The organism is Bacillus lumedeiriae (assembly GCF_044891285.1).
GTDB lineage: Bacteria > Bacillota > Bacilli > Bacillales > Domibacillaceae > Pseudobacillus > Pseudobacillus lumedeiriae.
The window spans coordinates 44,565-57,319 of record NZ_JAUIYO010000013.1; the positions used below are offsets into that span (position 1 = coordinate 44,565).

A 12,755-nucleotide genomic window follows, 5' to 3' on the forward strand; every position below is an offset into this window, starting at 1 on the left:
CTCCTTTCTTACACATTGATTGGTTGTTGAAACAATGGATACGATTCACAAATGGCTCTTGTGATTTCCTTCGCCTCTTCTAAAACGGTCCGATCACCCTTACTCCCCAAAACAGCTGCGATCACTTTCGCAATTTGTACCATCTCTTCCTGTTTCATTCCGCGTGTAGTCAATGCGGCTGTTCCCATACGGATGCCGCTCGTCACAAACGGACTCTCCGGATCATATGGAATCGTATTTTTATTGACTGTAATTCCGGATTCTTCAAGTATCTTCTCCGCTTCTTTTCCTGTCAGACCCCACGGACGTACATCTAATAGCACAATATGGTTGTCTGTTCCGCCGGAGACTAGTTCGGCTCCCTCTTTCTTTAATGCCTCACCAAGCGTTTGAGCATTTTCAATCACTTGTTTGGCGTATTGTTTAAACCCTGGCTGCAATGCCTCTTTGAAAGCCACTGCCTTGGCCGCAATAATGTGCATTAATGGGCCGCCTTGAATGCCTGGGAATACAGATTTATTCATCGCTTTGATGATCTCTTCATGATTGGTTAAAATAATGCCGCCGCGTGGTCCTCTTAACGTTTTATGTGTTGTACTCGTCACCACATCTGCATAAGGGATAGGCGATGGATGAAGACCAGCCGCTACCAGCCCGGCAATATGCGCCATATCTACCATTAACTTCGCGCCCACTTGATCAGCAATTTCTTTAAAACGGGCAAAATCAATCGTTCTTGGATAAGCACTCGTACCTGCAATCATCAGTTTTGGTTTTTCTTTTTTGGCGATCTCCTCAAGCTCGTCATAATCAATCAACTGATTGTCTTCTCTCACTCCGTAAGAGACAACGTCAAACCACTTTCCAGAAATGCTGACGGGACTTCCATGAGTTAAATGCCCGCCATGTGATAAATTCATTCCCATAATTTTATCCCCTGGCTGCAACAAAGCATAAAAAACAGCGAGATTCGCCTGAGCACCTGAATGAGGCTGGACGTTTGCGTACTTTGCTCCGAACAGCTCTGTTACACGATCGATCGCCGCCTGTTCTGCAACATCTACATACTCACAGCCGCCATAATAACGCTTCCCTGGGTAGCCTTCTGCGTATTTATTCGTCATGACGCTTCCCATTGCTTCTAACACGTCCTCACTGACAAAGTTTTCAGATGCGATCAACTCTAATGTGTGATACTGGCGCTGCTTTTCCTTCTCAATGGCTCCAAAAATCGTTGTATCATTTTTTTGCAAACTCATTCTTACTCCTCCTCGAAATGTCGTCTAGACTTCCCTTTTCTGCTTTTTTGGGTACACAAAAAGGACAGAAAAGGGTAATCTCATGTTCTCTACCCTTCTCTGTCCTTTTACCTGAGAGCTTAACTCCATTTACGATGGAGTCTTCCCCTTTGGTGGCGTTTTAGCAACGCTCTCTCCAGAGTGGCGTCCCGTTGCAGTTCATCTACCTGAGAGATTGGTTCCAAGGGTCTTTTTGGAACTTGCTCCTTCGGTGGCATGTACTTCACACTCTCCTACAACAATCATCCGCACTTTATTAAATTTTCATTATATTCAGAATAGTTAACACGAATATAACTGTCAATCTTTTTGCATATACTTCCATACTCTGCCAGAAAAATTGTGTAAGGATCTTTCGGTACACATTGAATGCTCACTTTTATTTTCGTATTTTCTTGTTCTCTGACCTCACTAAAAGATCTACTTTACAAATAAGAAGGATTTGGCTCAACATTTTTGAAGTAAACAGCTTCTCCGTCACTCTCTCCATCAAAAATAACCGTCGTCTTCGGAGAAAAAATTAAAACATCCCCTGCTTCGCCTACATATTTGTTTCCTTCTACATCACGCACGATCATTTTTCCTTTTGTCACGATTTTAACCTCAACAAAATCAAACTCTACTGAATAATCTACTGAAGGCTGCAGGGCAAAATAACCTAATGTTAAGACATCTTTTTTATCTGTAAGAGGCAAATCAAGAATTTGTCCTTTTAGTTCAGGCGTGCCCCGTAATTCTCCTACTTCATTTAATGTATAAGTGCCTGCCTTAATTAATTGAATGCCTGGCTTTTTGCATAAAAGTTCCACTTCACTTTGTTTCATTGTTTTTTGGCTCAATTTTTCCACCTCTTAATAGTTGATAGATAGACCTATTCCCATAAAGGTCTGACCTCACCCCAATACACTGTGTATATTGGACTCCTTCTACAGTAGAGTATATTGTTGATGTGAGGTCTGACACGTTGATTTACCTTACTTTTTAATAATGTTATGCTCCGGTCCGAATGGGAATTTAGTAATATTCTCTACCCCATTCTCAGTAATCACAAGAATGTCATGCTCACGGTAACCGCCTGCACCCGGCTCTCCCTCTGGAATCATAATCATCGGCTCCATAGATACAACCATGCCTGGCTCTAGTACCGTTTCGATATCCTCACGAAGTTCCAGTCCAGCTTCCCGCCCGTAGTAATGGCTGAGCACACCAAAAGAATGTCCATAGCCGAACGTACGGTTCGCTAAAAGATTATGCTCGCGGTAGATCTCGTTCAATTCAGCCGCAATATCCATACATCTGGCACCTGGCTTAATCAGTTCAAGGCCGCGTCTGTGTACTTTACAGTTGACCTCCCAGAGTTCAAGATGACGCTCAGAAACATCTTCCAAGAACAGTGTGCGCTCAAGAGCTGTATAGTAACCAGCAATCATCGGGAAGCAGTTCAGACTTAGGATATCTCCGCGCTGCAGTTTACGGGAAGTAGCCCAGTTATGCGCTCCGTCTGTATTAATGCCGGATTGAAACCAGACCCACGTATCCCTAAGTTCTGCATGAGGGTACGTACGGGCAATTTCACGCACCATCGCTTCTGTTCCATGCAAAGCTACTTCATATTCCGGCACACCTTCGCGGATCGCTTCCACAATAGCCGCTCCTCCAATATCTGCAATGCGAGCCCCATTTTTAATCACTTCAATTTCCTCTGCCGACTTAAACATACGGTGAGACATAACCGCCTGAGAAACATCGACAAGTTCCGCTGTTGGCAGTGCGTCCTGCACTTGGCGCCGCAGGCTGAGAGTCATATTGTCCTCTTCCACTCCTAGTCGTCCGCGAACAAATCCTGATTCTGTCAGTACCTTTTTGACTGCATAGAAGAAGTTGTCTCTTTTCCAGTCTGTGTAGACAATGTTTTCATCAAAGCTGCGTCTCCATGGCATGCCCGCATCAATATTGGCGCTGACTGTCACATGTTTGTCCTGAGTAACGATCAACCCATACGTACGGTTGAAAGACGTGTATAAAAAATCGCTGTAATAATTAATATTGTGATAGGAAGTAAACAAGACCGCATCAATTCCATTTTCAGCCATATACTCGCGTAAGCGGCTATTGCGGCGTGTCATTTCCTCCTTTGAAAAAGTGGGCTTTACTTTCTCTCCGTTTTTTAAGATTTTTGTTCTTTCAAGATCCGTGATTTGTTGTACCATACTATTCACCTTTCCCTTCCCACATTTCAAATTAGAGTTTGTTTTTTGACATATATGATTCTCTTATATAGAGAAAACTAGATAACTTGTTTGCCAACAGCCTGAACTTAAGTTGTTTTTTGCAGCGACCCTTTTAAAGCAGGACGATTAATCGAGAAGATCGAAATGTCATGCTCCGTTTTACCCGTTGTAGCAAGCTGGCATAATGTTTCACCAACCGCACTTGAGAATTTAAATCCGTGTCCAGAGAAACCAGCGGCAATCACGACGTTAGAATGCTCTGGGTGTACGTCTATAACGAAGTGTTCATCCGGTGTTTTCGTGTACATGCAGACGGCGCCTCTTTTTAATTCTCCATTAGCTCCCGGCAGATGCTTGTCTAAAAAGGCACGCAGATTTTCTTCGTCTTCTGGATATGCTCCAAATTCACGATTAATCGTATCTGGATCAATTTTCTGTCCAAACGTATGATACCCTATCTTTAATCCGCAGCCGCTAAAGCTTGGGAATCCGTAATAAATACCTGTTGGCACTTCAACCATGAATCCTGGGAAATCATGTGTATTGCTATACTTTGTTTCATCAGCTTCAAAGAAACCTACAACTTGACGGTACGGCTGTAACGGAATGTGAATATTTAGTTTAGAAAGAAGTTTGCTATTCCAAGCACCCATGCTGACAATTAACTTATCAGCTGTGTAGGATCCACTGGCTGTTTGGATTTTAACGATGTCCGGTGAAATTTCAAAATCCTCAACCGGTGTATAGGTTAAAACTTTAGCGCCATTCGCCTCAGCTAGTTCGCGATAGGCACGAATACAATTTTCACTAAATAATACGCCTGAGTTTGGTTCAAAAATAGCATTATAATTTTCAGGTACCTGCACGCCCGGCCAACGCTTGTTTATTTCATCGCCTTCAAGCAAGTCTACTGTCAATGAATGTTCCTTTGCAGCTTCCATCGTTTCTGCAACGAAAGCAGATTCACCTTTAGGGCCAAATACGAGCACTCCCGTTTTCGTAAATATTTTATGATGTGTTTCTTTTTCTAGTTCATCCCATAACTCCTGTGATCTTAGAGCAAACGGTACATACTCTCTTCCTTCACCGTAAGCATGTCGGATAATGCGTGTATCACCGTGATGGCTTCCATTTGTATGTGGAGGATCAAATGAATCTACTAATAATGTTTTGATTCCTTGCTTCGATAAGTAATAACCTGCAGCCATTCCCATCGACCCGGCTCCAACAACAATAACGTCAAAATGTGTGCTCATAACCATCCTCCTAAAAAATCAATTCAAATAATTTATAAATTCAAAATATTTAAAATTTATTTGTTACATGTATCATACATCCGTTCCCAAGGAGGAACAATTGGATATTGATGCTTAATATTTTTACCGATAAAAATAATCGTTGTGCATACTGAACAATCCAAAAATCAAGCAGCACTTTCATCCATGTTTTCACTTTCAGAAGCAAAAGTCAGAAGAAGTAGATCGGTTCTCTGTCAATACAAACACAAGCACGGCATTCAAGTGAATGCCGTGCTTATGTTTGTTGTCACATATCTTCAAATAGTCAGCCAGGTGCAAAAAAGTAAGCACCCAAATTCAATCAAAGCCCCAAAATTTCGCCGGTCTAGCTATCGAAAAAGACTAAGATAAAAGTGATTTAGCTGATTCTGCATTTAGATTTTCCACATACTGCTGCACTTCTATTGCTGCCATGCATCCATCTCCAGTCGCTGTTACAACTTGACGGACAGCATCTTTTCTAATATCTCCAATCGCATAAATTCCGGGAATATTTGTTTTCATTCGCTGATCTGTAATGATCCATCCTTCTTCATCTGTTATGTTTAAATTTTTAACAAAATCAGAAACAGGATTCATGCCGATGTACTCGAAAACACCGTCAGTTGGAAAAGTTGTCACTTCCCCTGTTTTCACATTTTCAAGAAGAACACTATTCACTTTGTTCTCTCCAACAATTTCCTTCACTACTGTATTATAAACAATATCAACTTTAGCATTTTTAACCATCCTGTCAACCAAAATAGGCTGCGCTCTAAATCGATCTCGGCGATGCAAAACGGTTACTTTACTCGCAAACTTTGTTAAAAAAATAGATTCTTCTACCGCAGAATCTCCCCCGCCTACAACGACAAGTTCCTTCTCTTTAAAAAACGCTCCGTCACAAACGGCGCACCATGATACACCGCGGCCGGCAAATTCCTCTTCCCCGGGTATTCCTAATTTTTTATACTTAGTTCCCGTAGCTATAATGATAGACTTTGCCCTATACACCTGGTTATCGGTATAAACAACCTTTATACTTCCTTCATCAACAATATTCTGTACATTTGCCTGTCCATATTCTGCACCAAACTTTAAAGAATGCTCGAACATATTTTGCGCCAAATCCGGTCCAGATATGTGTGAATAACTAGGGAAGTTCTCAATTTCTTCAGTATTCTGAAGCTGACCGCCCGGTACCCCTCTCTCTAACAGCAAAGTTTTCAAGTTAGCTCTCGATGTATACACAGCCGCCGTCATACCGCCAGGACCGGCACCAATAATGATTACGTCATAAATGCTATCACTCATAAACTATACCTCTCTTATTCACGAAAAATATGAAACAGTCCAACTATTTACAATCAGCCTAATAGTGCCTCCAATAAGCTTTGTTTATGCTTTGGTTTTAGTATCTGTTAGAGATATTCAGAAATTAAGTTCTTCAATTTATCCTCTGGAGAGAACCCTAAACTTTGTTTAGCTACTGAACCATTTTTAAAGATCAAAATAGTAGGTACACTCATAATATTAAACTTCTGTGCTAAAACGCCGCTTTGATCGATATCCACATCCCCAAATACAACGTTATCCATACTTTCTGATAGACTCTCCAATACAGGAGCAATCATCTTACAAGGTCCGCACCATGGGGCACCGAATTTAATGACAGCTACTTCATTAGAAGAAGTTACTTCCTCAAAATTAATTTCATTGACAGTCACTACGTTTGACATTCATTTTTCCCCCTTTATGAACTTGCTGTTTGGAGTTCTTGCTACACATATTATCATAAATACAAATTAGTATTCAATATAAAATTATAATTATTTTAAATTAGTTATCATTATAATTACCAACGTGATTTTAGTGTTATCTTATAGCAGGTATTAACAACACTCTTTAGCTAGAACTTTCCTAGTCTTTTACGCCTCCAACACCCAACTATCTTGTGATAATGTGAATCTTTTTGTTTTAATTGGGAAAATCTATTGGTTTTTCCCGAGAAATCATGTAAAAAGATTAAATATATTAAATATTCTTAAAATTCAGTAATTACAAACCCCTAAGTGCTAGACTATCAATATTTAGAAAGAAAGAGGAATCAATTAAAAATGGTACAAGAAAAGCTTTGTACCATCTGCCAAGAGTCTATTATTGATAAAGGGAGGAAATTATCTTGAATCGTATTATAAGCCATGAAACATTGAAAGAACTGGTTATCAAAAAACTTTATGAGGTAAACGTGTGTCAAGAGGAGGCAGATATAGTAGCAGATGTCCTTGTTCACGCTAATTTACGTGGTGTTGATTCACACGGTGTGATGAAAACCGAGCATTACGTGAAAAGAATTCAAGGAGGGGGATTGAATATTAATTCCCATCCGAAAATAGAACAAACCAGTGACACTACCGCTATATATGATGGCGACAATGGATTTGGCCACGTTATTGCAAAAAAGGCGATGGATCTTGCGATTCAGATGGCAAAGAATCATGGGATAGGAGTGGCAGGAGTGAAACGCAGCAGCCATTGTGGCGCCCTATCCTACTTTATACAGCAAGCAATTGATGAAAAAATGATTGGTGTGGCTATGACTCATACTGAAACAGCTGTTATACCATTCGGTTCAGCCCAACCATACTTTGGTACGAATCCAATTGCTTTTGGCTTCCCTACAAAGCTGGAAAAGCCAATCATTTTTGATTTTGCGACAAGTCAAGTGGCATTTGGAAAAGTGTTAAATGCAATAGAATACGGTGAACAAATTCCATCCGATTGGGGCATTGATGAAGATGGAAATCAAACGACTGATCCTAGCAAAGTAGCTTATTTATCTCCATTTGGCGGGGCAAAGGGATATGGTTTAGGTTTAGTAGTCGAAGTTTTTGCGGGTCTATTAACTGGTTCTGCATTTGGACCCCATATAACAAAAATGTACGTTGATTACGACAAAGCGTTAGAAATAGGACATTTCTTTATGGTGATCGATCCGGCGAAATTCACCGAGGCTGAAGGGTTTTTAGAAAACTTGGATCGAATGATACGTGAGATCCATTCACTAAAGCCGATTAAAGGTTTTACAAAGGTGCTGGTTCCAGGTGAACCGGAGACAATCCAGGAGGAATTGAGACGCGTGAAAGGAATTCCATTGCCGCAATCAGTTTGGGAATACCTGAATAGTTCAGAAGTTGCACTAAAGGAGAATAGGTAAATCCTGCCGGCATTGCCCACATTTGAATTTTTTAACTTACTTTCAAACAAGGTCAAAAACTCCTATTGAAGAAGTTTTTGACCTTGTTTCGTTCCCTAAACAAATCTTCTACGAAGAAGTTTTTCCAATTCCGAGAGAAATGACCTCAACTTTGCGGCTATATGCCTCTTTCTTATTTTGATCTTTCTAGAAGAACACTGCTCACTTTATTTTCCTCATCATTCTATTCGCTGCAGCAGCATCAAGAATGTCCACTTTAATTTTTCCAGTAATAACCTAAATTTAGGGGATAATTATAGAATTCGTTAAAAATACTCGTCCTTATAGTAATGAACATTGGAAAGATTCCAATAATTTGTTATAATTATATATGATATTTATAATTTCTTTCAGCACACGGACATCGTTTGTAAATTTTTTAATTGTGAGTATACACTTTTTAACATATAGCAACTAAATGTATACCAATATGCTAAGGAGATGAAGAAAATGGGACAACTCCACAACAAAGTATTTAACTGCGAAAAAGAACTAACTCTTTCCATTATCGGAGGAAAATGGAAAATGCTTATTTTATGGCATCTTGGCAAAGAAGGTACAAAGCGGTTTAACGAATTGAAGTCTCTCATGCCTGGCATCACCCAAAAAATGCTCGTTAATCAATTGCGGGAACTGGAAAAAGACTTTATTGTTCATCGCGAGGTATATCCGGTTGTTCCGCCGAAAGTAGAATATTCATTAACAAAACAAGGAAAAAGCCTGCTCCCTATTCTCGAGGTAATGTATGAGTGGGGGAAGAACTATAAGAAAATGATTGCAGCTAAAAGGGAAGAAGAAATCAATGAAGCTGTAAAGTAAACATCAAAAATTGAAAACGCTCTCTTTCTATAGTGCTCGTTTCCCCTCTCTTCGAAAGATAAACACTTTCAATCAGGTGAAGGGCCTATTATCTGAAACAACCCGTATTACTAAAAGTAAAAACCATGTACAACGCTTTTATAAAGTCGTCGCACATGGTTTTTATATACATCCGTCGTTTTACTTACTGCCAGTTAAGGAGCTTCATGCCTTCGCCAGCCCCTTATTTCCCTCATAGTATACTTTTTGTTACTATATGATATTAAAGTGCGTACTTCTTTTTTTAAAAGATACATACTAGAATAGATTATAGATTCACCAATCAAATTATAAAAACACTCGGGGAGGAATTTTAATCATGGAACTTCAATTAGCGTTAGACCTTGTAAATACTGAAGAAGCAATTAAATTAGTGGAAGAAGTTAAAGACCACATCGATATCGTAGAAATCGGTACACCGATCATTAAAATTGAAGGCCTTAAAGCAGTAAAAGCTATTAAAGATGCTTTCCCTCAATTACAAGTATTAGCTGACATGAAAACAATGGATGCAGCTGGTTACGAAGTTTTAAAAGCTGCTGAACACGGCGCTGATATCGTTACAATTCTTGCTGCTGCTGAAGATGAGTCTATCAAAGGTGCAGTTGCAGAAGCGAAAAACCAAGGTAAAAAAATCCTTATCGATTTAATCGCTGTTAAAGATATCGCAAAACGTGCTCAAGAAGTAGACGAAATGGGCGTAGACTATATCTGTGTACATACAGGTTACGACCTACAAGCTAAAGGCCAAAACTCATTCCAAGACCTTGAAACAATCAAAGGTGTTGTGAAAAACGCAAAAACTGCTATCGCAGGCGGAATTAAATTAGAAACACTTCCAGAAGTAATTAAATCTCAACCTGACCTTGTAATCGTTGGCGGCGGAATCGCTGGTCAAGAAGACAAAAAAGCTGCTGCTGCTAAATTCGAAGCGCTAATTAAAGAAGCAACTCACGCATAAGAAAGGTAATTACCTATTATGCAAACGACTGAATACTTAAATGAAGTCATTAAAGAACTTAGTCAAACAGTTGCCCAAATAGCTGACGAAGATGCTGAAAAGCTAGTCAACCATATCTACGAAGCTAAGAAAGTGTTTGTAGCTGGAGCAGGCCGTTCCGGATTTATGGCTAAATCTTTTGCTATGCGAATGATGCATATGGGATTAGATGCCTATGTAGTGGGGGAAACCGTCACTGCTAACTTTGAAAAAGACGATATTTTAATCGTCGGATCCGGATCGGGCGAAACCAAAGGCTTAGTTTCCATGGTTGAGAAAGCAAAAAGCATCGGCGGAACAGTAGCAGCGATCACGACTGCCCCTCATTCAACAATTGGAGAATTAGCGGATATTGTCGTTAAACTGCCAGGTGCGCCTAAAGATCAGTCTCAAAGTGATTATAAGACGATCCAGCCAATGGGTTCTCTCTTTGAACAAACGCTTTTACTTTTCTATGATGCGGTTATTTTAAGATTTATGGAGAAAAAAGGGCTAAACTCTCATACAATGTATGGCAAACATGCCAACCTTGAGTAGAAAACGGTCACTTTGATTGTCACTGGTTCGGGTTCAAATAATCTCTCTCCTTTGACTATTTAGCTTGAGCTTATAAATAACAATCACTAGACAATCCAGATACGCCCCCTTTCAAGTATCTGGATTGTCAATTGGCCATCAGCCTGTAATAAATCCAATTGTATCGTATACAAGCTAGCTGAAAATGCTTATGGAAAGAGTCCCACTCAAGTTGAGTGGGACTCTTTCTGTTGAGCGCCAGAGGTGACATTTAATGAGCTGCTCCTTCCACCTCCGACAAAATAGCGATTTCATTTACTGTTGCCTGCATACTCTTTTGATTCCTGCTCGATTAACTTCACTGTAGAAACAGCTAAAACTTTCACACCGTTTTGTAAAGAATCAAGATTAAAACTCATATTCGGATCGTGCAAACCAGGATACAAGTCTGTTCCAAGCCCAACCATTGTCGCTTGGATATGAGGGAACGAATGGTGATAAAAATGAAAGTCTTCTCCACCTGGCGTGACAGGCGGTGCAGCGAGTGCATTCTCTCCAAGAGCAGCAACAATGGCTTCTGTTACGATCCCTTCCATTTTCTTATTAGGTTCCGCCGCCACCATGGCAGCAAGCTCCTCTACCTTCACTTGCGCCCCATTTGCAGCTCCCGCAGTAAGAACAGCATGTTTCACCTGAGGAACGAGCTGCTGAAGCACTTCGTTATTTTGCGCCCGAATATCTATTCCAAATTCCGCATATCCAGGGATAATATTCATATTGTTCCCTCCCGCCTGAACCATCGTCACTTTCGCAGAGGCGGATACAGTTGGATCAATTTTGACAGCGTTCACAGCTTGAATAATAGCGCCGAGTGAGTCAGCTGCATTAATACCTAAGTTCGGCCTTGCACCATGAGCTTGCCTTCCTTCAACTTTTCCTTTCAGCAATGTTGTTGCCCCATGGTAAATAGCTGGTGATGCCTCTCCAAATGACAGCTCTTGAATAGGACGCACATGAAGCCCCAGCAAATATTCCACGTCATCCATCACGCCCTTGTCAATAAGCGCCTGAGCTCCTTTTCCAGATTCCTCTGCAGGTTGAAAAATAATCTTTATGAGCCCTTTTGGAGAAAACCCCACTTTCTTCAGACAAGCAATTGTATACAAGAGGATGGTCATATGTGCATCGTGGCCGCAAGAATGATTGGCTTTCCATTCACCGTCAACAATTTGCCATAGAGCATCAATATCTGCCCTTAACCCAATCACACATCCCTCTTCTTTGTTCCCCCAATAGCCTATGACTCCTGTGTGATCTTCAAACGTTTGAAATGGAATATCTAAAAGCTTTAATTGCTGACACAAGTACTCTGTTGTCTTCTCTTCTTTCCAGCTAACTTCAGCATTGGCATGCAAATGATCATACGTTGACCTTATAGATGCTTTATTTTCATCCACCCAATGTTTAATTTTTTCAATCATAGATATCGGCCTTCTTCTCATTTTCAATGACGTAATAGTGAACAGATTGGCTGCTGTTTCTAATGATTCCTGTTACCTTATAACCTTTTGACAGCCATTCTGTTATATGGTTTCTTAATTCATATCTCCATTTTTTTGCTATTTCTATATCTACTTGTTTCAAGTGATGAATATCGGCTGGAACGGGGATCAAATAACCATCTTCACCGCTGACTATGTTGACATTTAATGGGACAGGCAGCTCGTGATGCTCTTCATAATTGAAAAGCAGGGAATAATTCTTCTCTGCAGTTTCGCTATGGAGCGTTCCTGCCAGTGCTTTCTCCACTCTCTGGGAACAAATATCCCATTCAGCTAAAAAGCGGTCAGAAGGCAAGCCTTTATTGAGCTTATCATTCATTTCACCATAATAAGAAGGAATATAAGTGTTTACATAGGCCCCAAGCTTATTGAGATTAAAATGGGAGTTTCTCGCTTGTAATGGATCGAATGTCCACATAATCTTTTTATATCCATATTGCATCGCCCATTCCCGCTGCTTTAACTTTAGCTTTGAGCCAATTCCTGCATTTTGATAGTTTGGATGAACAGCTGCCATATGTGAATATAAGTACACGTCCTGATTATGATAACCTGGAAAACTATATAAACCCCCAACTAATTGATCCTGATGAAAAGCACCCAAAAGAAGACCGCCGTGGTGAGACGCAGCAATCAGCTGGGTAATTGGAACGGCTGACCCCCTGCCCCAAATTTCTTCTTGAAAGGAAACCATCTCTTGAATGTCCTTCAACTCTTCCAACTGCTTGCAAATGATCGATTCTGTCGTACTCATTTC

The 12,755-nt window shown here is 40.4% G+C and carries 12 protein-coding genes and 2 riboswitches; of the genes, 4 read left to right on the forward strand and 8 right to left on the reverse strand.

Features of this window, described 5'->3' with window-relative positions; genetic code table 11:
• Positions 1–8: 8 nt before the first annotated feature.
• From glyA to trxA, 6 genes are all read right to left on the reverse strand, one after another.
• On the reverse strand, positions 9–1,259 hold the full coding sequence (gene glyA, locus QYG89_RS13570) for a serine hydroxymethyltransferase (protein WP_404318200.1): 1,251 nt from the start codon (positions 1,257–1,259) through the stop codon (positions 9–11).
• Positions 1,260–1,348: 89 nt separating this feature from the next.
• Positions 1,349–1,443: riboswitch (glycine riboswitch) on the reverse strand.
• Positions 1,444–1,544: riboswitch (glycine riboswitch) on the reverse strand.
• A 179-nt stretch (positions 1,545–1,723) separates the two neighbouring features.
• Positions 1,724–2,137 (reverse strand): cupin domain-containing protein, encoded by a 414-nt coding sequence (locus tag QYG89_RS13575; protein WP_404318202.1) that lies wholly within the window; start codon positions 2,135–2,137, stop codon positions 1,724–1,726.
• A gap of 135 nt (positions 2,138–2,272) precedes the next feature.
• Positions 2,273–3,508: a M24 family metallopeptidase gene (locus tag QYG89_RS13580; RefSeq protein ID WP_404318249.1), complete on the reverse strand. Its 1,236-nt coding sequence runs from the start codon at positions 3,506–3,508 to the stop codon at positions 2,273–2,275.
• Positions 3,509–3,615: 107 nt separating this feature from the next.
• Positions 3,616–4,785, reverse strand: a complete 1,170-nt coding sequence (gene solA / locus QYG89_RS13585) for an N-methyl-L-tryptophan oxidase (RefSeq protein WP_404318204.1) — start codon at positions 4,783–4,785, stop codon at positions 3,616–3,618.
• A gap of 384 nt (positions 4,786–5,169) precedes the next feature.
• A complete protein-coding gene (gene trxB / locus QYG89_RS13590; RefSeq protein ID WP_404318206.1) occupies positions 5,170–6,120 on the reverse strand; it encodes a thioredoxin-disulfide reductase in 951 nt (316 codons plus the stop codon).
• 107 nt (positions 6,121–6,227) lie between these two features.
• The gene (trxA, locus tag QYG89_RS13595; RefSeq protein WP_404318208.1) at positions 6,228–6,545 is read right to left on the reverse strand and encodes a thioredoxin; all 318 of its coding nucleotides are present in this window, start codon (positions 6,543–6,545) and stop codon (positions 6,228–6,230) included.
• Between the two features lie 443 nt (positions 6,546–6,988).
• On the opposite strand from trxA, the gene allD reads away from it, so the two are divergent.
• The 4 genes from allD to hxlB all read left to right on the forward strand — a co-directional run bounded on the left by allD (position 6,989) and on the right by hxlB (position 10,457).
• Positions 6,989–8,023 (forward strand): ureidoglycolate dehydrogenase, encoded by a 1,035-nt coding sequence (gene allD / locus QYG89_RS13600; RefSeq protein ID WP_404318211.1) that lies wholly within the window; start codon positions 6,989–6,991, stop codon positions 8,021–8,023.
• Between the two features lie 489 nt (positions 8,024–8,512).
• Positions 8,513–8,881 carry a winged helix-turn-helix transcriptional regulator gene (locus QYG89_RS13605; RefSeq protein ID WP_404318213.1) on the forward strand — a complete coding sequence of 123 codons (369 nt, stop codon included), beginning with the start codon at positions 8,513–8,515 and terminating at the stop codon, positions 8,879–8,881.
• 358 nt (positions 8,882–9,239) lie between these two features.
• Positions 9,240–9,881, forward strand: a complete 642-nt coding sequence (gene hxlA, locus QYG89_RS13610; RefSeq protein WP_404318215.1) for a 3-hexulose-6-phosphate synthase — start codon at positions 9,240–9,242, stop codon at positions 9,879–9,881.
• 18 nt (positions 9,882–9,899) lie between these two features.
• A complete protein-coding gene (gene hxlB, locus QYG89_RS13615; RefSeq protein ID WP_404318216.1) occupies positions 9,900–10,457 on the forward strand; it encodes a 6-phospho-3-hexuloisomerase in 558 nt (185 codons plus the stop codon).
• A 290-nt stretch (positions 10,458–10,747) separates the two neighbouring features.
• Here hxlB and QYG89_RS13620 read toward each other — a convergent pair whose 3' ends face one another.
• A complete protein-coding gene (locus QYG89_RS13620) occupies positions 10,748–11,917 on the reverse strand; it encodes a M20 peptidase aminoacylase family protein (RefSeq protein WP_404318218.1) in 1,170 nt (389 codons plus the stop codon).
• Positions 11,910–12,752, reverse strand: a complete 843-nt coding sequence (locus tag QYG89_RS13625) for a GNAT family N-acetyltransferase (RefSeq protein ID WP_404318220.1) — start codon at positions 12,750–12,752, stop codon at positions 11,910–11,912. The genes QYG89_RS13620 and QYG89_RS13625 overlap by 8 nt, the downstream gene beginning before the upstream one ends.
• Positions 12,753–12,755: the final 3 nt, after the last annotated feature.